Source organism: Shewanella sp. GXUN23E, assembly GCF_050865035.1.
Classification (GTDB): domain Bacteria; phylum Pseudomonadota; class Gammaproteobacteria; order Enterobacterales; family Shewanellaceae; genus Shewanella.
Genome location: NZ_JBOZWP010000003.1, coordinates 49,838 through 75,009, shown reverse-complemented (window position 1 = coordinate 75,009; position 25,172 = coordinate 49,838). Strand labels below are relative to the sequence as shown.

Sequence of the window (25,172 nt, the reverse complement as noted above, 5' to 3'; positions counted from 1 at the left end):
CTCTGGCGCGGGAACAATTACTGGGATTGGCACGTTTTGCACTGTTGAGCCTGCTGTTACTGAGCTTATGGCGCCTCGGTCTGATGACCTGGTACTGGTCCAGAGTGGACGCGGCGGATGGCATAGGTAGAGTGTTGCTGCAGGGAGTGCGGGTGGATATCGCCATCCTTTGCTGGCTGTGGGGATTGGCGGCATTGATCACCCTGATGGCCGGTCTGTCTTCCCGGCTGGCCGGTATCTGGGGATGGGGGCTGCGACTGTGGCTGGTGGCAGGTTTATGGCTACTGATGATGCTGGAAGTCACCACGCCTTCTTTTATCGATGAATACGGCTTTCGCCCCAACCGCCTGTACGTGGAATACCTGATTTATCCCAAAGAAGTGCTGTCTATGTTATGGACCAGCCGTAAGGGAGAAATCCTGCTCTCGGTATTGGTTGCAACTCTGGTGGCTGTCGGAGGCTGGCGATTGGCTGCGCGTTGGGTGCCGGTTTCCGGCGCAGCACTCAGACGCTGGTGGGTTGCGCCGCTGATACTTGTGGTGGCGGCACTGGTAGTTCTCGGTGGTCGCTCATCTCTGGGACACAGGCCGCTCAACCCCGCGATGGTGGCTTTCTCCACCGATCCACTGGTGAACTCACTGGCGGTGAATTCTGCCTATTCACTGGCGTTTGCCATCAAGCAGATGGGCAGCGAAGCGGATGCGGCCAAGGTATATGGTGCTCTGCCGGAAGCTGAGATTATCGACGTTGCCCGCCGTGAAAGTGGCCGTCAAACCTTCGCCAATGCGGCATTTCCCAGTCAGTCTTTCAATCAGGCCAGCTACTCCGGCAAACCCAGGAATCTGGTGATTTTGCTGCAGGAAAGTCTGGGGGCGCGCTTTGTGGGTACGCTGGGAGGCAAGCCGCTGACGCCCAATCTGGATGCGCTGTATCAGCAGGGCTGGGCGTTCAACAATCTGTATGCCACAGGTACCCGCTCGGTGCGCGGCATTGAAGCCGTGCTGACTGGCTTTACTCCAACTCCGGCGCGCTCAGTGGTGAAACTGGGCAAGAGCCAGACCAACTTCTTTACTCTGGCGTCTTTGCTCAGGACGCAGGGATATCATACCCAATTTGTGTATGGCGGCGAGAGTCACTTTGACAACATGCGCAGTTTCTTTCTGGGCAATGGCTTTGGCGATATCGTGGAGGAGGGTGATTATGCCAATCCAGTATTCAAAGGTTCCTGGGGGGTGTCGGATGAAGATTTGATGGCCCGTGCCCATCAGGAGTTTGAGGCACTGCATCAGCAGGGCAAGCCTTTCTTCAGTCTGGTGTTCAGCTCCAGCAATCACGAACCGTTTGAATTCCCGGACGACCGCATTGAGCTGTATGAGCAGCCCAAGCAAACCCGCAATAATGCTGCCAAATATGCCGATTATGCGGTGGGTGAGTTTTTCCGTCAGGCCCGCAATGCAGCTTACTGGAACGATACTGTGTTTCTGGTGGTGGCTGACCATGACAGCCGCGTCAGTGGCGCGGATTTAGTGCCGGTATCACGCTTTCATATTCCCGGCGTGATTCTGGGCGGCGGCATTGACCCAAGACAGGATGGCAGGTTGGTCAGTCAGATCGATTTGGCGCCAACCCTGTTGTCGCTGATGGGCATATCCGGCGACTACCCTATGCTGGGCAGAGATCTGACCCAAATGCCTGATGACTGGGAAGGACGGGCCATGATGCAGTACGACCGGAACTTCGCTTATATGCAGGGGCAGGATCTGGTGATCCTGCAGCCTGATCGGGAACCACTGGGATTTGTGCTGGATGACAGCGGCAGTCTGCAGCCCAAGGCGCAACCTGAGTCGTTAAGCCGCCATGCGCTGGGATTGGTGCTGTGGGGCAGTCTGGCCTATCAAAATATGTTGTATCAATGAGCCGCAGGAGGGCGCGTTAAAGCGTCAGACTGAGTTCGGGGGCGGCGGGGACTTCGCTGCTCTGGCGATATACCGCCGCGATGACTGCACCAATCCGGCGATAGACCTTGGGTGCTTCGTTGGGCATGGGGTGAGCTTTGGCCTGGGCTTTGACAGCTGGGGCATTGCTTTGGGTGCGGTCGCGAACATCCCGGCGATTCAGCGCGCCACCTTTGGCTGCCAGTTTCATCAAAGCTGCCTTTTCGGCCTGCGGCAATTGTGGCTGGCGATGAGGCTGCTGTTGTTCTGCCTGTTGATGCTGCTGTTTGGCACCGCGCTCGGCTATGCGATTTAATCGCTCCTGTTGCTGCTCGGTCGCGCGATCCTGACGTTGCTCCAGCGCTTTTTCGGCAGAGGTCTTCGCCGTTTCCTGAGGTGGTGGCAAGGGTGGTTTTTGCTGATTGTCTGTCCGCACGCTGTCGGTGGCCACATTGGATGTTGCCACCGGTACGTTGGGATAGTGCGAGACAATCTGCATATTCAGATCAGCTAACAGAGTTGAAACCTGCTTAAATCATAGCCAACTCATGTTGTCGTGGAAAGCCTGTTGTTGTGTTATACCAATCCGCATAGAAGATTGACCTCATCGCAGCCATGTCAGCCATTTTAGTTCCATCCAAATTGGTGACGACATAGTAGTGCTATGGCGAGACAATTTGGGCGGTAATCGCGTGTCAGACAGGCTCCCAGAGGGCGGATTGAAAAGGCTCGCTGAGTGACTAAACTCCTGTGCTGATTGCTATTATTGACACACACGCCCAAGCCAGGTCTCCAACCCGGTGACAAATTCCTGAGTGTGGGAGATGAATGGCGCGTGGGAGGCTTTGGCGATGACCAGATCTTCACTTTCGCTTGTCACCGGCATTTGCGGGATAACTCTTTTGGGCACCAGACCATCCAGCCGTCCCCATACCCGCAGCCAGGGCTGCGCCAGGTTACCAATTTCTGCGCGTAAATCTTCCTGCTCCAACATAGTCAGACCTGCTGCCAGTGCCTGTTGTTCGGGCAATGGTCTTGCCAGTACCAGTTCACGAATACGCTTGATATCCTCTTTGGCGGTAGCGCTGCCCATGGCCTGAATTGCCAGAAAGCGTTCAATGGTTTTAGGTAAATCCTTGCCCAGTTGTTCACTGAACTGGCTCAGTACCTGCCGGGGAATGCCATACCAGCCTTCTTCTTCCCGGGCCATAAAGCAGGGAGAGGAGGCGATGGTAACCAGACCACGAATATGCTCTGGATAATCCAGTGCTGCCCGGGCAGCAACCAGACCGCCCAGTGACCATCCGGCCCAGATTGCGCCTTGGGGCAGTTGCCTGACCAATTGGTCAGCCCAGGATTTGAGCGAGTTTCCGGCAGCTTGACTGAGGCCGAAGCCAGGCAGATCCACATAGTAGACCCTATACTCAGACAGGTAGTCATACAGGGGCGCGAATGCCGCGCTGTTGACGCCCCAGCCATGCAGCATCACCAGTTCCGGGCCTGTACCCCGAATATCGATATGAAGTTGAGTCACTGAAGTGTGCGTTCCAGGTATCCAAGAGTGATAAATCGAATTTTCAGTCAGTTACTAACACTGATGAGAGCCAGTTTACCCAACCGGTGTTTGTTGTGTCATCAAACTATTGGCGGTGATGGCAGTGGTCTGTGCCAGGATTGTCTGCAGCAGGGCTGTTATCATCAGCCCGTATGTCTTGGGTGTGGTCGTGGTATGACGCTGCAGGCAAAATATTGCGGCAGTTGTCAGCAAACCCAGCCGCTGCCGGTAGTTGCGCCTGCCAGCTATCATCAGGGACTGGGCAGCGTCGTGGCGGACCTCAAATACCGAGGTGAACTGGCGCCATTGCAAGCGTTATGTAGCGCATTGGTGAGCCGAATTGAAGAACTCGAAGCGCTGAATATCATCACTCGCCCTCAGGCATTGCTGCCGGTACCTCTGCACGCCTCACGGCTGCGCCAGCGTGGATTCAATCAGGCTTATGTGATTGCCAGGGCATTGTCTGCGGCGCTTGATATTCCTGTGCTCGATGATGTGGTGGTGCGCACGCTGGCGACCAGAGCCCAGGCCGGGTTGGATGGCAAAGCCCGAAGACATAATCTCAGGGGCGCATTCATGCTGGTTCAGCCGGTACCGGTTGTCCGTATTGCCATCATCGATGATGTGGTGACCACGGCTTCGACGGTGGAAGAGATGGCAGCACTGCTGGCGTGGCAGGCACCGGATCTGCAGGTGTGGTGTCTGGCCCGGGCTGAGGCTCCGGGCCTGTTGGATTAACTGACCGGATCCGTTTATTTCATGCTGACGGGGACAAAGTACAAGGCATTGGCGTAAAGTTTTTCTGCGCCCAGCCAGGTATTGCGAAACAGCAAGTTATCCGCCAGTGCGACCAATGCACCCTGACCTTTGGTTTCAACCAGCACGGCAGGTGTACCTGCCAGTTTGTCCTGATATTCCTGCGCCAGATAACCACTTTTGAGCATTGGCTTGCCATAGCTGGCGGCAACGATGAAGGGTTTCTCGACCGGTTTGAATCCCAGCACCAGGTTTTTCATGACCGGCAGTGTGGCGCTGTTCAGCCCAAAGTTGATGGGATGGCCGGGATCCAATGTCAGCTCAACGATAGCGCCGCCAATGGTTTTGCGGGCGTTGAGGTTGTCTCTGTCGGCAAAGCCAAGCCCGGAGACATCAAACAGCTTGTCGAATTCTCTGGAAGAGATGAGCTCTGCGCTCATCAATTTATGTTTATCCAGCCATTCCAGTGCGCTTTTCTGGGCGATGACAGTGCCGCCCTGACGCATGAATGCCCCGATATCATCGGCCAAATCTGCATCAAGTAGGCTGTAACCGCCTCCGGCCAGGATCAAATGGCTGTATTGATTCAGGCGGATCTTCTCCAGACGCGAGGCGTTGACCAGCGGCGTGGCAATACCCAGTTTGGCATCGAGGAATTGCCACAACTCACCGACTTCGGTGGTGCTGGTTCCTGTACCTGCGATCAGCAGTGGCCTGACTGGTTGGATCACTTTGAAATCGTCACTGCCCAGATCCCGGCCGCTGACTGCGGCAAAGGTGCCCGTGGCAGTGATTGGAATCTGCCAATCCTGACTTAATTTTTGCAACATGGCTTTGACGCTGGTTTTATCCAGTTTCTGTTGTTTGGCGGGAATAAGCAGACTGCCCGCAGGCCAGTTCATCTGAGTGTTGCCTTGCAGACTGAAGTCACCGGTGGCAACTTTCACGATCATCTCCTGATTGAGCAGTTGCTGCAGCAACCGTGGGGCATTGCCGTGGCGCCAGTCAATCAGGTAGGCCACGGCATCGTCCGGCAACAGGCTTTTCGGCTCCGTCGGAGGGGCGTCGCGCAACTGTTTGTCAGCGAGTTTTACCTCTGAAGCCATCACGAGGTCATAGGCAGACTGCAAATCAAAACTTGAGATATCGTAAAAAGTGGCATCCTCAAACTCGGTTCGTTTATCAAACATGGCGGCAATCAGCGCCTGTTGTGGCTGCTTTGCGGGAATAAACAGGCTGTCCTGAGGTGTAAAAGTCTGGTTATCGGCGCTGACCGTTTGTGCCAGGTAACTGAACCGGATTTGATGTTGCGTAAACAGACTGGCCAACGCGTCCCGGCGCGTGGGATCCAGTTTTGCCTGCAGCAACATGCCCGTCATGCGTCCGCTTTGTATGTTTTTATCGCGGAAAAACTCCTGCTGATACTGCTTTAACTCTTGCTGCAGCGCCAGTGCACCTTTCAAACTGGAGATAGAGGTCGCAAACTGGTTGGCAATTGCTTCGGCCAGTACCACCGGGCCATTGGCTGACTCCTGCAGCTGTCCCCTGGCGCTGGCCTGCTCAAACAGTACTCCGACTGTGCCGTTGATATCCGGGTAAGTTGAACCCTTGCCATAGTAAAAGTCATCAAAGCCCTGACGGCTGAAATAGGGCTGATCTCTGGCGTCCAGCGCGGCACGGTGAAATTCGGCAAGCTTTTCTGTCAGCTGTTGATTGATGGCGGGGGTCAGCGGGTGAGTACGTTGTGGTACTCCTGGCTGGAAAAAGTAGCTCTGCTCATGACCCATTTCATGAAAGTCTCCCAGATAGTGGGGCTGCCATTTATGAAATAAAGCCACCCGCCCCTGACTTTCAGGGTGAGCAAGAAATAGCCAGTCGCGATTCAAATCTGCCAGATAGTGATTAAATCTGCCTCTTGGCCAGTCTTGGTTGTGCTCACGGCTGTGGTTGTCGGCAACCGCAACGTTGCCTTTGTGACCATTAACCCAGGTTGCGAATCGGTCCAGACCATCAGGATTCTGGCTGGGAGTTATGAGGACGATCGCTTCATCGAGAAGTTTGTTGACCCATGGCTCATCGCTGGCGGCCAGATAGTAGGCCAGAGCGGTGGCAGCATGTGCACCGCTGGCTTCATCCCCATGAATCGAGTAGGCAAGCCAAACTACCAAAGGACCATTGACATCCCGCCCTTGTTTGACAGTGGCTCTGGCAGCCAATATGCCAGCGAGATTTTGCTGGTTATCTGCTGACGTCACCACGGCGGTGAGTTGCTGTCTGGCCTCATGGCTTTGCCCTGTGTGCTCCAGGCTGACTCTTGGACTTTGGGTGGCCAGTTGGTTGAGATAAAAGTTAATCTGGTCATGGCGCAGGTGCCATTCACCCAGGGGATAGCCGAGAAACTCCGCCGGAGTCTGGATTGTGCGCAGAGTATGATGTTGTGGTGGATACCAATCGGGAGTTTGGGCAGCCAGTGCCAACGGCGATAACAGGGCGCAGGTACAAAGCAGGGTTTTCAGCATGGGTCAGATTTATTATTGAATTTTCGAATAAATTATCATCTCACCTGACCTGATGCTACTTTTGTGTTAATAAAGTGATGCGTGAAATGCATTGAAAAAACAGCAAAAAAGCGCTGATTGCATGGTTTTGGGGCTACAAACAAACCCGCCTTATGAGTATCATAGAGCTAATTCTTACCAAAATACTCAGGTTTACCCTGACGGAGCAGGTTGTCATGATTACCATTTCCGAAGCAGCTCAGGCGCATTTCGTTAAGTTATTGGCGGATCAGCCTGAAGGCACCAATATTCGTGTGTTTGTTATCAGTCCGGGAACCCCTCAGGCTGAGTGTGGCGTATCTTATTGTCCACCGGATGCGGTGGAAGATGATGATATGGAAATTGAGTTTGATGGTTTCAGTGCCATGGTGGATGAGAAGAGTGCGCCTTTCCTTGAAGAAGCCTCTATCGATTTCGTGACCGATCAGCTGGGATCTCAGCTGACACTCAAAGCACCCAACGCCAAGATGCGCAAAGTTGACGATGATGCGCCGCTGAAAGATCGCATTGAGTACATGATCCAGGCCGAAATCAATCCTCAGCTGGCCAGCCACGGCGGCCATATCATGCTGGTGGAAATCACTGCTGAAGGTATTGCCGTTATTCAGTTTGGTGGCGGTTGTAATGGTTGCTCCATGGTAGATGTCACACTCAAAGATGGCATTGAAAAGCAGATGCTGGAGCGTTTTGCCGGTGAGCTGAATGGTGTTCGTGATGTGACAGAGCATCAGCACGGCGACCATTCATACCAGTAATCATCTCTTTGATGATGACGCACAAGTACCCCGTTCACAGCCGCTGGACGGGGTATTTTTTTATCTGGACAGTACCAACCGATAGTGCAGTCCAAGCGTCAGGCTGCGGGCCAGCATAAATGCCGACATCGCGGCCCACAGCGCACTGTTGCCCAAGCTTTGCAGCACCCACCAGACCGGGAAAAACACAGCCAGGGTGCAAAAAAGCATGCTGTTGCGCATGATTCGGCCCTGGGCTGTACCTATGTAGACCCCATCAAACAGGTAGGAGCCAAACGCCAGCAGTGGCATACCGATGAGCCAGGGCAGGTAGTCAATCGCCAATGCCTGTACCGGCGTAATATTGGTCAGTGTCCGGATAATAAGTTCTCCGCAGGCGAGGAACAGCAAGCTGAACCCCGCTGCTGCAATGGCTGACCATTGGAAGGCGAGAGTAACCGTATTACGTAATTCCGTTATGTCCTTATTGCCCCAGGTGCGGCCGGTCTCGGCTTCGGCATAGTAGGCTATACCATCCAGTGCATAGGAGATCAGCAGCAACAAATTGAGCAGCACCGCATTGGCGGCTACCGTGTTATCACCAAGGCTGGCACCGTGAAACGTCATGAACGCAAAGGCAGCCTGCAGGCACAGGCTGCGGACAAAAATGTCGGTATTGAGCCTGAGTAATTGGCTGTAACCGGCAGGATGCAATGCCCACAATTGCTCCATCAGATGGAAGCCACCCTGCTGTTTGAGTTGTTTGTGCACCATGGTCAGGGCAACCATCATGGCGGCAATGTCGGCAATTACCGAGGCCAGTGCGGCGCCTTTTACTCCCCAATCCAGGCCAATCACCAGCAGCAGATCCAAAGCTATATTGATGCAGTTGGCAATAATCAACTGCCACATTGCCGCCTTGGGTTGCTGACGTCCCAGCAAATAGCCGAGCAGGACCAGATTCAGCAGCGCAAATGGTGCGGACCAGATGCGGATTTGAAAGTATTCCTGACAGTATTTGATCACGTCGCTGCTGGCATCAGTCATTGCCAGTGCCAGCGACAGAATAGGGCCCTGCAACAGCAAGATGCTCAGGCTGAGCAATAGTGTCAGACTGGCACCCTGGAGCAGCAATTGGAACTGTCTTTGGGTATCATTGGCGCCCCAGGCTTGGGCAACCAGGCCGGTCGTTGCCATGCGAAGAAAGCCTAATAGCCAGAAAATCAATGTGATAATCGTTGACCCGAGGGCTACACCGCCTAAATAATACGCGTTGCTCAGATGTCCTATCACGGCGGTATCCACCAGACCGAGCAGCGGTACTGTCACATTTGACAGAATCATGGGCAGCGCCAGCGCCAGCAGGCGACGATTACGTTTGGCGTCAAAAATCAGGACTGTTCCAGTCATATTTATTAGAGGTTTATTTATGTTGAGAGTGTTGTGTGCGCTCATGGCATCACTGGTATTCAGTGTTTGTGCCGCGCCTGATACCCAATCAGGCCCAATCAATGGCGCCGTGATTCTCCAGTATCATCATGTTTCTGAAACCACACCAAAAAGCACCAGTGTGACTCCAGCCCAGTTTCGGGAGCAAATGGCATACCTGGCGGACAATCAGTTCAATGTGATTTCCCTCAGAGCCTTGGCCGAAGCTATTCAGGCCAGGCAGAGCCTGCCAGAAAAAACCATAGTTATTACCTTTGATGATGGTTATCAGAATATTGCTGATGCCGCTCACCCTATTTTGAAGGAATACGGATTTCCCTACACTCTGTTCGTGGCTATTGAACCCATTCAGAAAGGGTACCGTGAAATGATGAGCTGGGATCAGCTCAAAGTGCTCGCCGCTGAGGGGGCTGACATCGCCAACCACAGCTGGGCACATGAACATTTGATCCGTAAATTACCGGGTGAATCTGATAATGCCTGGGAAACCAGGGTTATCAACAATATTCAGGCCACCGAGAATGCCATTGAAGAGGCGACAGGTCAAAGCTGGAAGATGCTTGCTTATCCGTATGGAGAATACAATGCGCGTTTGCAGACACTGCTTGCCAGTCATGGCTATATTGCCGTCGGTCAGCAGTCCGGCGCGGCGGGCATTTACTCTGAACTCACCGCTCTGCCGCGCTTTCCCGTGGCGGGGCCTTACGCAGACTTAAGCAATCTCAAGGTGAAAATGCACAGCCTGAATATGCCGGTGTTGAGCCAGAATACCTCGGATCCTGAACTCAAAGTTGGTAATTGGCGACCAGAACTGAGGGTAACGCTGGACACTTCTGATATCCATCCTCACCAATTGATGTGTTTTGTGCAGGGGCAGGGGGCCAAGAAGCCGACCTGGTTGTCTGCTGACGAGTTCAGCATTCAGGCTGATCTTGATCTGCCGGCCGGTCGCTCCCGATACAACTGTACCGCCCCCAGCAAGAGTAAAGGGCGGTACTACTGGTTTTCCCAGGCCTGGGTCAGACCTAAAAATAACGGTGAGTGGGTTAAAGAGTAATTAGTCCACTTTCAGCAACTGCAGCAGGCGTGAGGCCATTTTATTCAACGACTGCTGCTCTTTTGCTGCGCCTATATCCACCACAGCACCAGGCATGCCCCACACCACAGAACTGGCCTCATCCTGGGCGATAGTGTAAGCCCCCTGATTCATCATATTGAGCATACCTTCAGCACCATCTTTACCCATGCCGGTCAGCATTACGCCTATGGTGGTTTTGGCTGCACAATTGGCAATGGAGTTAAACAGTACTTCAACCGAAGGCTTGTGCCGATTAACCGGTTCTGTGTCCTGCAACATGGTGTAGAGATGAGCGCCGCGGCGTACGACGACCAGATGCTTGTCTCCCGGAGCAACATAAACATTGCCCTGCTTGAGCATTTCATTGCCACAGGCTTCCTGCACCGTCATGGCTGATTTGGAATCCAACCTGCGGGCGAAAGAGGCACTGAATGCGGCCGGGATATGTTGCGCAATCACTATTGGCGGGAAATTTTCCGGCAACTGGGATACCACCTGGGCAATGGCTTCGGTACCGCCGGTTGAAGCACCAATGGCGATCAGCCGGTTTTTAAGTTTGAGCCCTTCTTCCACGGCTGGCTTTGCAACCAGTGGTGTCGCCCTTATCCGGCAACGGGCGGCCAGTCGGATTTTTTCCAGCAGCTCATCCTGGTATTCGGTCAGTTTGTTGCTCAGATCGTTTTTGGGTTTGGCTATATAGTCAACGGCACCCAGGCTCAAGGCTTCCAGTGTAATCGCTGCGCCTTTTTCCGTGAGCGTGGAGATCATGACGACTGGCATAGGCCGTAATTTCATGAGATTACGCAGAAAGGCAATGCCATCCATTTTGGGCATTTCCACATCCAGCGTCAGCACATCGGGATTGAGCAACTTTATTTTGTCTCTGGCCTCATAGGGGTCTTCCGCCGTACCCACAACTTCGATGTCCGGTGCCTGAGATAGCATATGAGTGAGCAGTTGTCTGACCAGGGCCGAGTCATCTACCACTAATACTTTGATCATATCCCTTCCTTATTCTTTTGCCCCGTTACCTGGGTTTATAAATGGTATGTCCCAGAAGTGTGAACTCATCAGAGATTTGGTGCAGCGTTTCTGAATGGCCAATAAACAGCACGCCATCATCTGCAAGCAATCGCCGAAATTTTTTGATGATTTTTTGCTTTGTTTCATTATCAAAATAAATAAGTACATTACGGCAAAAAATCACATCAAAAGGTCCCTGCATAGGCCAGTCATTGAGCAGATTAAGTTGCTTGAAATGTATGTGCTGCTGCAGTTTCTCTTTAATCTTTATCTGGCCGGGAGAGCGCATCAGAAACTTTTCGTGATAGTCGATTGGAATATTCTCCAGGGCGTCCGAACTGTAAATTCCGCTCTGCGCTTTCTGTAGTACATTGGTATCCAAATCGGTGGCCAGTATCTTGATGTCGCATCCGGCATTGCCAAACATACCGGCGACTGACATGGCAATACTGTATGGTTCTTCTCCCGTTGAGCAGGCCGATGACCAGATGCGGATACGGCGTTTACGTTGTTGCATCCAGTCATTCACCACAGTGTCTTTCAGATACTCAAAGTGATGCTTCTCCCGGAAGAAAGCGGTCAAATTCGTTGTTAACGCATTGATGAACTGACCAAGTTCATCCGGGGTTTCCAATAGATACTGACAATAGTCCTTAAAGTTCAGTAGCCTGAGTGCTCTTAAACGGCGGCACAGGCGGGAATACACCATATGCTGTTTGCGTTCCGGTAACACTATTCCGGTTTGCCGGTAGGCGAGTTCCCGGATAAACCGGAAATCCGCCGCCGTCATTAGGAATTCCTTATCCTCACTCAGTTCCAATTGTCCTGCTCCTAGAACTCATTCCATTCTTCGTTGGCAATACTGGGTTTTCGGGCGGACTCGCCTGAAACCAGTGCCAGTGGGGCTGCAGATGCAAATTCCATTTGGCTGCTGCCAGCATTTTTATCCATCTTGAAGAATCCCAGCTGACGCCTCATATTACGCGCTTGCTCGGCCATCGCATCTCCCGCTGCAGAAACCTCCTCTACCAACGCGGCATTCTGCTGGGTCATTTCATCCATTTGCGAAACCGCTTTATTTACTTCGCTGATACCGGATGATTGCTGCTCCGACGCGACACTGATCTGATTAATCATTTCCGCGACTTTGGATACCGCATTGACGATTTCCTGCAGAGTTTCACCAGACTGGTTCACCAGTGCGGTGCCATCGGTAACTTTATTGACGCTGTCACGGATGAGATCTTTGATCTCTTTGGCGGCACCGGCACTGCGTTGCGCAAGGTTCCGCACTTCACCGGCAACCACAGCAAAGCCCCTTCCCTGCTCACCGGCACGCGCCGCCTCAACGGCTGCATTGAGTGCCAGCAGGTTGGTCTGGAATGCGATTTCATCAATCACTCCAATGATGTCTGAAATCCGCTTGCTGGATTCGTTGATGGCCTCCATGGCGCTCACGGCCTGTTTCACTACTTTGCCACCATGGTTGGCTTTGCTGCTTGCTTCCTTAGCCAGGTTGTCGGCCAGATTGGCGTTGTCGGCGCTCTGACGCACTGTTGTGGTCATTTCTTCCATGCTGGACGCTGTTTCTTCCAGTGAGGCAGCCTGTTCTTCGGTGCGCTGACTGAGATCTGCATTGCCCTTGGCAATTTCTTCAGCACCGGCAGTCACTGTACTTGCAGATTGCAGAATGCCATTCAGTACTTCGGTCAGGCGGGTTACTGTGGCATTGGCATCGGTCTTCAGTTTGCCAAACTGGCCCTGGTAGTCGCCTTTAATCTGGCGGGTCAAATCACCTTTTGCGAGGCCATCAAACATATCCACTACATCTGAGATAACGTCATCGGCGATACTGACCAGTTTGTTCAGACCATTGGACAGATTCAGGAAGAATCCTTCTTTGTCGTGGGTCGCGATACGGCAACTCAGGTCACCGGCATTGGCGGCCGATATGATGTCGTCGATCTCGTGTTCGATGGCCACTTCTGCGGTGCGGTCCGCCCACTCCACGACGGTACCGATACGTTTGCCGGTTTCATCTTTGATGGGGTTGGCAATGATCTTAAAGGTACGGCCACCCACATTGAGTTGGCTGGAGAAGGTGCTGTTCAGGCCTGCCAGCATGTTGCGCTGATGTGCCGGATTCTTGTGGAAAATATCGATATTACTGCCGATCAAATTGGCACTGTCGAATCTGGGCAGATCTTTGACAATGTCGTTCTGTGCGGCGCGGAACATGCTCAAGACCGACTTATTCATATAGATGATGTTGCAGTCAACATCGGCCACCATGGTGTTGGCAGTAACATTGTCCAGAGCCTGTTTGATACGGGCATTTTCCGCGGCCATCAGACGCTCTTCCTCCTCTCGCTGCAGACGCTCAGTAACGTCGGCCCATTCCACAACGGTACCTGTACGGATACCTTTGTCGAAGATGGGGGTTGCGATCAGATTGAACTTCAGGCCCGCGACCTCAATCCGGGTTTTATAACTGCTGGTCAGATTGGACAACATGCCACGCTGGTGAGCGGGATTCTGATGGAACTTGTCGATATTGGTTCCAATCAGTTGCTTGGCACTGAACTGAGGCAATGTTTGCTTCAGCTTGGCTTCATTGGAAGACAGCATCTGGTTCAACGATTCATTGAGGTAGATGATATTCAGATCAGCGTCTGCCACCATCACATTGGCCTGACAGACATCCAGTGCCTGTTTGATACGGCTGGTTTCTCGCTGCAGGTTCTCACTCTCTACCTTGCGAGCTTTCTCTGCGGTGAGATCCTTCCATTCCACCACAGTTGCGATTCGTTGATGATCATCATCAAATACCGGGGAAGCAATCAGACTGAAGGTGCGGCCGCCGACTTCAATTTCACTGATATGGGCATTGCGCAAACCTGCTATCAAGCCACGCTGATGCGCCGGGTTACGATGGAACATGTCCATATGGGCGCCTTTAAGGCGTTTGCTGTCAAAGTCCGGCAGTACTGAACGGATATCTGCTTCTGCTGCGTGCAGGGTACTTTGCAGTGACTCGTTGAGATACAGGATTTCTCCGTCGGGGCTGGCGAGCATCACATTGGCCTGACAGATATCGAGTGCCCTGTTGGTTATTATGCCAAGCTCCCGATTACCACCCTTGCGGCCAAACTGACTGGTCAGGGCTGACCAACCGGGCAATGCAAGATTGGAGAATCCGTTTTTTTTGCCGTCCAATGCCTGATTGATTTCGGCAAAGGCTTGAGCCACCTGGTGTTCAAACTGGTTTATTCTCATAAATGCCAGTGCAAACAGTGCAATGGCACCAGCCTGAGCGGCCGCGACCCAAACAGAGGGAACACTGGCCAAACTGAGCACCAGGCCCAGTAGACTGACCCCGATACCTGCGCCGGCGAGAGGAGTAACCCCCAGTGATGTCGAAGTATCTGCAGTGGGCGCTGCAGTCATTTTGCTTGCTTCCATTCGTCCGTCCTCTTCAAGACCCTGTTACGCAATTGCCTCAGTGGGTTGTGCTTTATCGAGTGTTTCAATCATTTGAGACAGCCTTGCTGCTTCTGGCAGCACTTCTGTTCCCAGCAGTAAGTTGATATCCAGCAGGATGACCATCTTATTGTTCACGTTGGTCAACCCTTTGATAAATCTGAGATCCGCCTCATGGCCGAAGTCGGGTGCCGAGCGAATATTACTGTGGTTGGTGCTAAAGACGTCTGACACTGCATCAACCACTATGCCTATGACTTTTTGACTGGACTCGACCCTGACTTTCACGACGATAACCACAGTCGTTGGGCCATACTCCAGCGATGCGATACGAAATCTCTGTCTCAAATCTATGATAGGTACAATGGTGCCCCGCAGGTTGATAACGCCTTTGACATGGTCAGGCGCATTGGGAATGGCCGTTGTCGGCTCCCAGCCCCGAATCTCCTGCACTGAGAGAATATCGACGCCATATTCCTCATCGGCCATGATGAAGCTCAGGAACTGTTGTCCTTCATGTTCTGTACCGGTCATAAGTTCTTCTTTGGCTTGATTTTCCATTGTCAGCTTCCTTACGCCGCGTGCTCGTTGCTGTGGCCTATTCCGGCAAGATTGACCAGACCTGCGACATCAATAATGAGCGCTACAGTACCGTTGCCAAGAATGGTGGCACCGGAAACTCCGGGGATACGGGTATAATTGTCTTCCAGGTTTTTAATCACGACCTGTTGTTGTGCCAGCAATTCATCTACCAGCAGCCCGACTTTTTCATTGCTGTTGTCTACAACCATGACCAAGCCATCTTTGATTTCTCTGGCCTCAGCCTGATGACCGAATTCCTGATAGACCTTAACGACAGGGACGTATTCGTCCCGCAGCCGGATCAGTTCATGCTCGTCACTGAGACGGTTTATCCTGTCAGCAGGGACCTGCAGTGATTCGTAGATTGAAACCAATGGCACTACATAAATATGTTCACCAATGCGCACCAATTGGCCGTCCAGAATTGCCAGTGTTAGCGGCAATCTGATGGTGAAGCGACTGCCTTCATCCTTACGGGAACGTAAATCGATAGTGCCATTCAATTCGTGGATGTTGCGTTTGACCACGTCCATGCCGACACCGCGACCGGAAAGATCAGACACGGCGTCTGCCGTGGAGAAGCCGGGTTTGAAGATCAATTGATGAATCGCTTCATCGGATAGTTCTTCATCAGGGCTGACAAGGCCTTTCTCTATCGCTTTGCGAAGAATCTTCTCGGTATTCAAACCGGCACCATCATCAATGATTTCAATGACGATATTGCCGCCCTGATGGTAGGCATTAAGTGTAATTGAACCGGTTTCTGGCTTACCCTTGGCTGCTCTCTCGGCAGGGGATTCCAGACCGTGATCAAGAGAGTTGCGCACCAGATGAACCATGGGATCGACAATTTTCTCCATCACAGTTTTATCCAGTTCGGTTTCTTCTCCCTTGAGGATCAGCTCAACTTTTTTGCCCAGTTGTTGGCTGGTATCTCTAACCAGTCTTGGGAAACGATTAAAGGCAAAACTGATGGGGATCATGCGTATCTGCATCACGCTTTCCTGCAGATCCCTGGTGTGGGAGGCCAACTGTTCCAACCCCTGCTGCAGCATCAGAATTGATTCCTGCGATATCTCTTCCTGCTGCCCTATCTGACCCAACATGGCCTGAGTAATCACCAATTCACCTACCATGTTGATCAGCATGTCAATTTTTTCGGTACTGACCCGAATCGAGCCGCCTTCATTACTTTTGGCTTTGGCGGTGGATGACGCCGGAGATTGGGCTGCCAGTGGTTTGGCGGCCTCCAGCTGAGGTGAGGGCGCGACCGCCAGCTGTGGCTGAGTATCTTGCTTGAGTTGCTGGTAACTTATCTGGCACTCATCTTCGACCCATTCAAAGGCTTCTTTGATTTTTTCCTGAGGGTGCTCAGTCTGCAGCTCCAGATCCCAACTGAGATAACAGGCTTCCGGATCGTAGGTATCAAGGGGCGGTAAGTTTCCCTGACAGAGCGTAACCTTTAACTCTCCGATATCCCTTAACTCGTTGAACATCAGCATTGGGTCGTTGCCGCAGCGCATTATGTGCTCACCGGCAACGAAATGAATTTTCCAGGTCGTTTTCTGCTGAGTATTGGCGGCTTCGACAATTTCCTGTGGCGTTTCTGCGACTGTATGATCGCTACCCAATGCCTGGGTCAGGCGGCGTTCCAGTTCCTGCAATTTGGGATCGTTGTATTCGCTTTCTGCCATCAGGGCATCCAGCATACCTCTGAGTACATCGACCGAATGCAGCAGGATATCGACGTGTTCAGGCAGCATTTTTCGTCTGCCGTCGCGGATTTCATCCAGCAGGGTTTCCAGCAGGTGAGTGAAGTTGGCCACGGCAGTAAAACCAAAGGTACCGCTGCCGCCTTTAATTGAGTGTGCTGCTCTGAAAATGGTATTGATGGATTCAGAATCCGGATTGTCCACATTCAGATTCAGCAGCTCTGCCTCCATCACAGCCAGTCCTTCGATACTCTCTTCGAAGAACACCTGACTGAATTGACTGAGATCGATATCCATATGCCTTTGAGCTCCGTGATCTGATGATTAACCCAGTACTTTCCGTACGGTTGCCAGTAATTGATCCGGATTGAAGGGTTTCACAATCCAACCGGTTGCTCCTGCTGCACGTCCTTCCTGTTTCTTGTCGCCACCGGATTCTGTGGTCAGCATCAGCAACGGAGTGAACTTGTAAGCAGGTAGGTCCCGTAAATTTTTGATTAGGGTAATGCCGTCCATCACCGGCATGTTGACGTCTGAAATAACCAGATCGTATTGGCCCTGCTGAGCTACTTTGAGCGCTTCATCACCGTTGCAGGCTTCGGTAACATCAAAGCCGGCTGTCTTCAGCGTAAACCCCACCATTTGACGCATTGATGCTGAATCATCAACCGCAAGTATTTTCTTCATATGCTGTGTTCCTTTCAGATGTCGGAAAATAGCGCCGGGATTTCAATTCCCAAGCTTTGAAGTTGTGCCTGCAACTCAGCAGTGCCATTTTTCCAGGTTAATTTGTGCGAATCGCTGTCATCCAACCGGGCCAGCAAATACAGCATTTGTGCCCCGGCGGTATCGACCTGGATAAGTTTGCCGGCATCCAGGATCAGGGCATTCCCCTGCGCCAGCTGCTCATGCAATTTGGTATATACATCCTGTACCGATCTGATGGTGAGTTCTGTCTCGAACGTTTCTGTGTGTTCTGACATTGGTCATCCCCTGAATAAGACCTGTCGTCTCCCTCTACCATCAAAAGATAGTCGTCAATTCAGAGTATTGCCTGTGATACAAAAATTTTTTTTGAAGGCGTAAGCCCGGTGCCAGGCACCGGGTCAGGCAAAGGTTGCAGCAGGGGAAGCGCGCTGGAGGAGTTGATCAGAGTTGTTGAATTGCTTGAATATCTGAGACCATTTCAGAAAGCCGGATTTGCGGCAGTGATTGACCATCGCTGCGGGGTTTCACTACTGCCACTTTTCGTCCTTCTGGATCAATAAGGACCATAGAGGCACTGTGGTCAATCGTGTAGCTGTCGCCCTCGCCGACCATTGAATAAATCATCCCCAGTTGTCGGGTTAGCGGATATAAATCGCTGTGTGGTCCGGTTGCAGCCACAAATTCGGGATTGAAAAATTCGATGTAGCTGGCCAGCTTAGCTTGGGTATCCCGCTCTGGATCGACTGACACGAAAACGACCTGAAGCGGTGCTTTAGCATTCATCCCGTCGTAGGCCGCAGCCAGTTTTCCCATCGTGGTCGGGCAGACATCGGGACAGGAGGTGAAGCCAATAAACATTAAGCTCCAGTGCCCCAGTAATCTGCTGTTGTCGAACACCTGACCATGCTGATCGGCGAGATGAAAGGGGGCGAGCGGCCGGGCTTCTGGAAAGATAAAGCTGGTCGCAAGTACCGGTGGCGAAGGCCGTTGCCATTTGGCTGCGGTGACGATACCCAGTCCCATCAGCATCACGGCGCCGACCACTGCCAATGCCATTTTGTTCATGCTCAACTCCAGAGGTAGTGATCCGCCAGCAAAGCCAGGAACAGCAACATTAAATGGTAGATGGAGAACTTAAATACTCTCATGGCCAGCCCTGGCTCGTCGGCATATTTAAGCTGCCATGCTTTGTAGATAAAAGCACAACTGAGCAGTGTCGCGATTACCAGATACAGCGGGCCTGACATTCCTACCAATACCGGCAACAAGCAGGCGATGGCCAGTAAAATGGTGTAGAGCAAAATACAGGTTTTGGTGAATTCAACGCCATGGGTAACCGGCAGCATGGGGATATCGACCTTGGCATAGTCTTCGCGACGGTGAATTGCCAGCGCCCAGAAATGTGGAGGTGTCCAGGTGAAGATGATGATTACCAGCAGCAGCCCGTGGCCATGAAAATCTCCGGTCACAGCAGTCCAGCCAAGCAAAGGTGGCATGGCCCCGGCCAGCCCGCCTATCACTATATTCTGGGGGGTGGCACGTTTCAGATAGGCAGTATAGACAATGGCATAACCAATCAGGCTGGCAAAGGTAAGCCAGGCGGTCAGCGCGTTGACCAGAGTGTAAAGTAAGATGAATCCCAGCAGTGCCAAGGTCAGTGCAAAAGCCAGCGCATGAGCGGCGCTGACCCGTCCTTTGGGGAGCGGTCTGTTATAAGTGCGTGCCATTAACCCATCAATACGTCTGTCAATCAGGTGATTTAAGGCCGCTGCGGCGCCTGACATCATGCCGATACCGACAAGGCCAAAGACAAGTGGTTGCCATGGCACGCTGCCGGGCAGTGCCAGACACATTCCCACCAGGACAGTAAGCAGCATCAGGGCAACAACTTTGGGTTTGGTCATTTCGTAGTAAGCACGCCATTGAATATTCGGGAGCCTGTGATGGCTATCCGTTGCATGACTTGCTGAGATCTGTGCAGATTTCGCCATAACTGAGCTCCCTGTTATGCCTTGCGCCAAAGGGCGTAGTTGATAAAAACTATGGTGAGCAACAACAAGGCTGCCCCGACGTTGTGTGCGACCGCAATTCCCAAGGGCAGATGCATGACGACATTGGATATCCCAAGTGCGATTTGCAATGCCAGCACTATCACCAGCAGCATGGCACTCTGTTTCAGGATATGGCTTCTGGATTTGTGCCAGAGTTTAAATGCCAGAAACAGCAGTAAAGCGGCGGTAAGCAGAGCACCGAACCTGTGGGTGACATGTATAGTCATGCGGGTGTGATAATCGAGTACGCCAAATTCGAAGCTGGGATGATCTCCCTGAAATGGTGAAAACGCCTTTGCAAGCTGCAGGTTGTCAAACCAGTCACCTTCGCATACAGGCAGTTGGGTACAGGCCAGTGCAGCGTAATTTGATGATGTCCAGCCACCCAGCAAGATCTGTAGCACCAATACTGTTAGGCCAAGCAGTGCCAGAGGCGCCAGTCGGCGAGCCTGAGGATCACCTCCCGGGATTCGCAATGGCCGGGTCCTCAAGTAAAGCAACAGCAGTAGCGAGATGAGGGTGAATCCCCCCAGTAAATGGCTCATTACAACGATTGGCATCAGCTTCATGGTGACGGTCCACATGCCCAACAACGCCTGAAAGATAATCAGGGCCGAGATAAAAATGGGCAGTTTGTTGGGATAGTCCCGGCTTCGCAGGCAGAGGATAAGGATCCAGAGCACCAGCAGACCCAGTGTGCCGGCAATATACCTGTGGATCATCTCCAGCCAGGCCTTTTGAGGCTCGACTTCATGGCCTGGAAACAGCTGATCGGCCTTGGCGAGCTCATGAGCTTCATCGGGAACGGTCAGATGACCGTAACAACCAGGCCAATCCGGACATCCCAGGCCTGCATCTTCAAGCCGGGTATAAGCGCCCATGATGATGACAGTAAGGGTAAAAATCAGGGTCATTTTCAGCAACGATTGCATGGTCATCAGCCTATCCTCGACAGCTTTAACATCTTTCTGAGATCGGCCAGCAGGTCTTTCCCCTGTGTGAGCTGCGCTTCCATGCCGGTGACCATCACGTACCGCATGACCAGATTCCCCAAAGGGTCGACGATAATGATGTCACCGCTGAGCAACAATGATTGCATGGCTGCAGAGGGGATTGCCGACGGCAATTCGTGACCTAGTGGCGCCGCAGCTGACTCTGCCTGCATGACGACAGGTGTAACCCTGTCCTGCTCTTTACCCAGCGCGGTATGACTTTGTCTGAGGATGTAAAGCCGGTCCTGGCACGCTTCGGTACAGCTGGTGGGCGGCATATAGATCAGTTGCCACCGGCCTGGGTGAGGGTTGCTCATGCCCAGACTTGTATAGCTGATACCTTGCTCCAGCAGGCCGCCTTTATTGGTGACTCCACCGTGATACCAATGGTTATCGAGAACGAGTTTTGCCAATAACACCGGTAAGCCAAAGGCGACCAGTACCATCAGTAAACTCATGCGATTCTTAAAAAGGGAGTTCATACCGTCTCCTCTGGTTATGACGTAACATAACGTCTTTAGCCCGAATTTCTGTGCCTTTGTCTCAGTACAAAAAGGACACTCAATAACAGTAAGGCCGCTGCCATTGAGAACCACTGCAATGCATATCCCAAATGCTTTTCCGGTGACATCGGGAGTGGATGCCAGGGGCGGGGTAGCTCAATACCTTCCAGTACATCCGGCTGTAAAACCAGAGGCATTACCTGGTAGCCCAATTGCTCACTCAACTGGGCAAAATGCATATTCTGAATTCGCATTGGGGACTGGGTGTCAGCAAACAGTTGCTGGCTCAAGGGGTTAACCTCCTTGCGATAGACCTTTCCCTGCAAAAACATTTCACCCTGAACAGCGGGAGGCGATGGCAGCTGATAACGCTGTTGCTGCGCAGCAATAAATCCCAGCTCAACCAGCAGTTTCGGGCTGTCAGGAGTGACCTCAAATAACTGATATACCAGATAGCCTACCTTGCCATCGAATACCTGGTTATCCAGCAATATCAATGGGGCAGATAACGCTTTTGCGGTCAGCGCAAAACGATATCCACTGGGATTGTCTGTTTGCTCAGACAGCACCAGCAATTCGCTGAAATTCAGCGCTCTGTCATGCATTCGACTGGTGAGCTCTGCCTGCCACTGGCTCTTTTCTTCCGCCCGGGATAGTTGCCAAAAGCCAAGCTTGACCATCAGTGCAAATATCCCCAAAGTGAACAGTACAAAAAATATTCTTATCATCTGGCCTCGATACAAGGACTGCCAATGAATCCGGTATTGCTGTTCAAAGTCGTGTTGGTACTGTTGTTATTGTTTGTGTTGTTTAATCTTGGACGCGCTCTGTTCATCATGCTCAAAGCTGACAGCAAACAATCCATGAGTCAGTTTCTCGGTCGACGGGTCCTGTTTTCCGCACTGATTATCCTGTTGTTATTGATTGCTCTGGGCAGCGGGTTGATTGCCCCCAACCCGCGACCTTACTGATCCTTAAAGGATGTAAACAAACACAAACAGACACAGCCATACCACATCCACAAAGTGCCAGTACCAACTGCCTGCCTGAAAGGCGAAGTGATGTTGTGGTGAAAAATGGCCTTTAAAAATCCGCAGCAACAATACGATCAGGAAAATGGCGCCGAGGGTAACGTGCATGCCGTGAAACCCAGTCAGCATGAAGAAAGTGTTGCCGTAAATACCTGAGTCCAGCGTCAGCCCCATGTGTTGGTATGCAAATCGGTATTCATAAATCTGCCCGCCAAGGAATGACAACCCGAGTAATATGGTGATTGCCAGCCACAGCTTCAGCGCGCCGCGCTTGCCCTTTTCCAGGCTGGTATGGGCAAAATGCAGCGTTATCGACGAGACAACCAGTAATATGGTGTTCATCAGTGGTAGCCCCTGCCATCCCATGGCATTGGTTTCCGTGCCGTCAGGTGTTTTGAGCACTGGCCAGAATGCTTCAAAGTTTGGCCAGAGCAATTCATGGGTCATGGCATTGTTGGAAGCGCCTCCGAGCCAGGGCACGGCAAAGTTACGGGCATAAAACAGCGCACCGAAGAAGGCGATGAAAAACATGATCTCTGAGACGATGAACCAGGCCATCCCCTGACGGAATGACCTGTCCAGCTGGGCTGAATACAGACCGCTCATCGATTCACCGATGACATTTCTGAACCAGCCAACCAACATGAACAAGATCACCGCTATTCCGGTGATCAGAATGTAAGGACCAATGCCACCACCTGTATCCAGCTGGGATACCAGCGTGCCTGCGCCAAAGGCGATTAAAAACAGCCCGATTGCACCGACGATAGGCCAGGCACTTTGTGCCGGCACATAGTAGGCTTGATATTTGGTTGTCATTTCGCAGCTCCTTGCTCTACATTCCCGCTGCTCAGGCTTTGAGCGGTAATATCAAATAGGGTGTAAGAGAGAGTTAAAGTGGTAATGCCCTCCGGCAGTGCAGGATCTACATAAAAAATCAACGGCAACTGAGCACTGGCATGGGCATTGAGTGTTTGTTGATTGAAACAGAAACATTCGGTTTTATTGAAATAGGCAGCGCCTATCCCGGGAGACACAGAGGGAATTGCCTGACCAATCATAGTGTGGTCGGTCAGGTTGGCTGCGTTAAAATGAGTACGGACCAACTCACCCGGATGAACGTGTATACGTTTTACCGAAGGGGAGAATTCCCAGGACATCTGTCCAGGTACCATGGCTATAAATTCCACTGCAATGCTGCGGCTGGTATCTATTTCCATCTTTTGATAAGTCACCGCTGTAGTGCTGGTTTTGCCATTTATTCCCAGGGCATCGCACAGCACGTCATATAAAGGCACCAACGCAAAACCAAAACCAAACATACCAACTGAGCCCAACAGCAGCAGTCCTATCAGTTTGCGGTTTTGCCTAGCCTTATCCATGACTACTTCACCTCTGGTGGTGTGGTGAAGGTGTGGTACGGCGCAGGGCTGGGTACTTCCCACTCCAGACCTTCCGCACCTTCCCAGGGTTTGGCCGGCGCTGGTGCCCCGCCCCTGATGCACTTGATGACCACTACCAAAAAGATCAGCTGTGACAGCCCAAATGCAAACCCGCCTATGGACACTATCTGGTTAATGTCGGCAAATTGCAGCGCATAATCCGGGATTCGCCTTGGCATACCCGCCAGGCCGACAAAGTGCATTGGGAAAAACAGTACATTGACTGAGATAAGTGAACACCAGAAGTGCCATTTGGACAGAGTGTCGTCATACATGTGTCCGGTCCATTTTGGGAGCCAGTAATAGGCTGCCGCCATAATGGAAAACACCGCTCCTGATACCAATACATAATGGAAATGCGCAACCACAAAATAGGTATCGTGATACTGGTAGTCAGCCGGTGTGATTGCCAGCATCAGCCCTGAAAAACCCCCGATAGTGAACAGGATGATAAAAGCCAGGGCAAACAGCATAGGAGTTTCGAATGACAGCGCGCCTCGCCACATGGTTGCGACCCAGTTAAAGATTTTGACGCCAGTCGGTACAGCGATCAGCATGGTGCAGTACATGAAAAACAACTCACCGGCCAGAGGCATCCCTGTGGTGAACATATGATGCGCCCATACCAGGAATGACAGAATTGCAATACTGGCTGTGGCGTAAACCATAGAGGAATAGCCGAACAGCTTTTTACGGCTGAAGGCCGGCACGATGGATGAGATGATCCCGAACGAGGGCAGGATCATGATGTAAACTTCCGGATGCCCGAAAAACCAGAAAATATGCTGAAACATCACAGGATCGCCACCACCGGCGGCATCAAAGAAGCTGGTGCCGAAAAATTTATCGGTCAATACCATGGTTACCGCTCCCGCGAGCACCGGCATAACCATAATCAGCAGGAAGGCAGTAATAAGCCAGGTCCAGACAAACAGCGGCAGTTTCATCCAGGTCATCCCGGGGGCACGCAGGTTGACTATGGTAACAATTACGTTGATTGCACCCATGATGGAACTGATCCCCATGATATGCACCGAAAACACAAACAGGGCGGTAGTATCAGGGCTATAGTTGGTAGATAAGGGAGCGTAAAAAGTCCAGCCAAAGTTAGGGCCTCCGCCCTCCATAAACAGTGAGCTGATAAGGATTAAAAAAGCGAAGGGCAGGATCCAAAAACTCCAGTTATTCATCCGAGGTAACGCCATGTCCGGCGCGCCGATCATCAGTGGAATCATCCAGTTGGCCAGTCCGGTAAAGGCTGGCATGACAGCGCCAAAAACCATCACCAGACCATGAACAGTGGTCATCTGATTGAAAAAATTAGGTTCCACCAATTGCAGACCAGGTTGGAATAATTCTGCCCTTATCACCATCGCCATGGCACCGCCGATAAGGAACATGATGAAACTGAACCAAAGATAGAGTGTGCCAATGTCTTTGTGATTGGTTGTCAGAACCCAGCGCATAATTCCTTTGGCAGGACCATGGTCATGATGTTCATCACCATGAGATGCGGGGTCCAAGACGGTATTGGTATCGTGAGTCGTGCTTGTCATCTTGTGCGCTCCCCGTTATTTCTCAAAG

The 25,172-nt window shown here is 52.0% G+C and carries 24 protein-coding genes; 5 read left to right on the top strand and 19 right to left on the bottom strand.

All coding sequences use genetic code 11. The features are described from left to right. Positions 1–83 precede the first annotated feature (83 nt). A complete protein-coding gene (locus ACRRUX_RS04095; protein WP_432527843.1) occupies positions 84–1,916 on the top strand; it encodes an LTA synthase family protein in 1,833 nt (610 codons plus the stop codon). A gap of 16 nt (positions 1,917–1,932) precedes the next feature. On the opposite strand, the gene ACRRUX_RS04090 is transcribed toward ACRRUX_RS04095, so the two are convergent. Together ACRRUX_RS04090 and bioH are read right to left on the bottom strand one after the other, a co-directional pair. Then, a complete protein-coding gene (locus tag ACRRUX_RS04090; protein ID WP_432527447.1) occupies positions 1,933–2,433 on the bottom strand; it encodes a hypothetical protein in 501 nt (166 codons plus the stop codon). A gap of 264 nt (positions 2,434–2,697) precedes the next feature. Beyond that, complete coding sequence (bioH, locus tag ACRRUX_RS04085) at positions 2,698–3,468, bottom strand: pimeloyl-ACP methyl ester esterase BioH (protein ID WP_432527445.1); 771 nt, start codon at positions 3,466–3,468, stop codon at positions 2,698–2,700. A 63-nt stretch (positions 3,469–3,531) separates the two neighbouring features. On the opposite strand from bioH, the gene ACRRUX_RS04080 reads away from it, so the two are divergent. Then, positions 3,532–4,227, top strand: a complete 696-nt coding sequence (locus ACRRUX_RS04080; RefSeq protein WP_432527841.1) for a ComF family protein — start codon at positions 3,532–3,534, stop codon at positions 4,225–4,227. Positions 4,228–4,241: 14 nt separating this feature from the next. Here the strand turns inward: ACRRUX_RS04080 and ACRRUX_RS04075 are convergent, their stop codons facing one another. Next, positions 4,242–6,764, bottom strand: a complete 2,523-nt coding sequence (locus tag ACRRUX_RS04075) for a M14 family zinc carboxypeptidase (RefSeq protein ID WP_432527443.1) — start codon at positions 6,762–6,764, stop codon at positions 4,242–4,244. A gap of 215 nt (positions 6,765–6,979) precedes the next feature. Here ACRRUX_RS04075 and nfuA point away from each other — a divergent pair, with 215 nt between their 5' ends. Continuing rightward, on the top strand, positions 6,980–7,558 hold the full coding sequence (gene nfuA, locus ACRRUX_RS04070; RefSeq protein WP_432527441.1) for a Fe-S biogenesis protein NfuA: 579 nt from the start codon (positions 6,980–6,982) through the stop codon (positions 7,556–7,558). A 60-nt stretch (positions 7,559–7,618) separates the two neighbouring features. Here the strand turns inward: nfuA and ACRRUX_RS04065 are convergent, their stop codons facing one another. Continuing rightward, on the bottom strand, positions 7,619–8,947 hold the full coding sequence (locus ACRRUX_RS04065; RefSeq protein ID WP_432527439.1) for an MATE family efflux transporter: 1,329 nt from the start codon (positions 8,945–8,947) through the stop codon (positions 7,619–7,621). Between the two features lie 19 nt (positions 8,948–8,966). Between ACRRUX_RS04065 and ACRRUX_RS04060 the strand changes: the two genes are divergently transcribed. Continuing rightward, positions 8,967–10,043 carry a polysaccharide deacetylase family protein gene (locus tag ACRRUX_RS04060; RefSeq protein WP_432527437.1) on the top strand — a complete coding sequence of 359 codons (1,077 nt, stop codon included), beginning with the start codon at positions 8,967–8,969 and terminating at the stop codon, positions 10,041–10,043. On the opposite strand, the gene ACRRUX_RS04055 is transcribed toward ACRRUX_RS04060, so the two are convergent. The 12 genes from ACRRUX_RS04055 to ACRRUX_RS04000 all read right to left on the bottom strand — a co-directional run bounded on the left by ACRRUX_RS04055 (position 10,044) and on the right by ACRRUX_RS04000 (position 21,843). Beyond that, positions 10,044–11,066, bottom strand: coding sequence for a protein-glutamate methylesterase/protein-glutamine glutaminase (locus ACRRUX_RS04055; protein WP_432527434.1), 1,023 nt, complete (start codon positions 11,064–11,066; stop codon positions 10,044–10,046). Between the two features lie 25 nt (positions 11,067–11,091). After that, the gene (locus tag ACRRUX_RS04050; RefSeq protein WP_432527432.1) at positions 11,092–11,877 is read right to left on the bottom strand and encodes a CheR family methyltransferase; all 786 of its coding nucleotides are present in this window, start codon (positions 11,875–11,877) and stop codon (positions 11,092–11,094) included. 41 nt (positions 11,878–11,918) lie between these two features. Beyond that, a complete protein-coding gene (locus ACRRUX_RS04045; RefSeq protein WP_432527430.1) occupies positions 11,919–14,549 on the bottom strand; it encodes a methyl-accepting chemotaxis protein in 2,631 nt (876 codons plus the stop codon). Positions 14,550–14,573: 24 nt separating this feature from the next. Then, positions 14,574–15,128, bottom strand: coding sequence for a chemotaxis protein CheW (locus ACRRUX_RS04040; RefSeq protein ID WP_432527427.1), 555 nt, complete (start codon positions 15,126–15,128; stop codon positions 14,574–14,576). Between the two features lie 11 nt (positions 15,129–15,139). Further along, positions 15,140–17,158, bottom strand: coding sequence for a chemotaxis protein CheA (locus tag ACRRUX_RS04035; RefSeq protein ID WP_432527425.1), 2,019 nt, complete (start codon positions 17,156–17,158; stop codon positions 15,140–15,142). Between the two features lie 27 nt (positions 17,159–17,185). Further along, positions 17,186–17,548: a response regulator gene (locus ACRRUX_RS04030; protein ID WP_432527423.1), complete on the bottom strand. Its 363-nt coding sequence runs from the start codon at positions 17,546–17,548 to the stop codon at positions 17,186–17,188. Between the two features lie 14 nt (positions 17,549–17,562). After that, on the bottom strand, positions 17,563–17,844 hold the full coding sequence (locus tag ACRRUX_RS04025) for an STAS domain-containing protein (protein ID WP_432527421.1): 282 nt from the start codon (positions 17,842–17,844) through the stop codon (positions 17,563–17,565). A gap of 166 nt (positions 17,845–18,010) precedes the next feature. Continuing rightward, complete coding sequence (locus tag ACRRUX_RS04020; protein ID WP_432527419.1) at positions 18,011–18,634, bottom strand: SCO family protein; 624 nt, start codon at positions 18,632–18,634, stop codon at positions 18,011–18,013. Positions 18,635–18,636: 2 nt separating this feature from the next. After that, the gene (cyoE, locus tag ACRRUX_RS04015; protein ID WP_432527417.1) at positions 18,637–19,560 is read right to left on the bottom strand and encodes a heme o synthase; all 924 of its coding nucleotides are present in this window, start codon (positions 19,558–19,560) and stop codon (positions 18,637–18,639) included. A 14-nt stretch (positions 19,561–19,574) separates the two neighbouring features. Then, positions 19,575–20,558, bottom strand: a complete 984-nt coding sequence (locus tag ACRRUX_RS04010) for a COX15/CtaA family protein (RefSeq protein WP_432527415.1) — start codon at positions 20,556–20,558, stop codon at positions 19,575–19,577. After that, the gene (locus ACRRUX_RS04005; protein WP_432527413.1) at positions 20,558–21,094 is read right to left on the bottom strand and encodes a hypothetical protein; all 537 of its coding nucleotides are present in this window, start codon (positions 21,092–21,094) and stop codon (positions 20,558–20,560) included. Before ACRRUX_RS04005 ends, ACRRUX_RS04010 begins: the two co-directional genes overlap by 1 nt. A 35-nt stretch (positions 21,095–21,129) precedes the next feature. Beyond that, complete coding sequence (locus ACRRUX_RS04000) at positions 21,130–21,843, bottom strand: SURF1 family protein (protein ID WP_432527411.1); 714 nt, start codon at positions 21,841–21,843, stop codon at positions 21,130–21,132. Between the two features lie 24 nt (positions 21,844–21,867). On the opposite strand from ACRRUX_RS04000, the gene ACRRUX_RS03995 reads away from it, so the two are divergent. Continuing rightward, positions 21,868–22,086, top strand: a complete 219-nt coding sequence (locus tag ACRRUX_RS03995; RefSeq protein WP_432527409.1) for a DUF2909 family protein — start codon at positions 21,868–21,870, stop codon at positions 22,084–22,086. Between the two features lie 3 nt (positions 22,087–22,089). Here ACRRUX_RS03995 and ACRRUX_RS03990 read toward each other — a convergent pair whose 3' ends face one another. The 3 genes from ACRRUX_RS03990 to ctaD are packed head-to-tail and all read right to left on the bottom strand — an operon-like array spanning position 22,090 to position 25,144. Beyond that, complete coding sequence (locus ACRRUX_RS03990; protein ID WP_432527407.1) at positions 22,090–22,965, bottom strand: cytochrome c oxidase subunit 3; 876 nt, start codon at positions 22,963–22,965, stop codon at positions 22,090–22,092. Then, positions 22,962–23,528 carry a cytochrome c oxidase assembly protein gene (locus tag ACRRUX_RS03985; RefSeq protein WP_432527404.1) on the bottom strand — a complete coding sequence of 189 codons (567 nt, stop codon included), beginning with the start codon at positions 23,526–23,528 and terminating at the stop codon, positions 22,962–22,964. Before ACRRUX_RS03985 ends, ACRRUX_RS03990 begins: the two co-directional genes overlap by 4 nt. Before the next feature lie 2 nt (positions 23,529–23,530). Next, a complete protein-coding gene (ctaD, locus tag ACRRUX_RS03980) occupies positions 23,531–25,144 on the bottom strand; it encodes a cytochrome c oxidase subunit I (RefSeq protein ID WP_432527402.1) in 1,614 nt (537 codons plus the stop codon). Between the last annotated feature and the right edge of the window lie 28 nt (positions 25,145–25,172).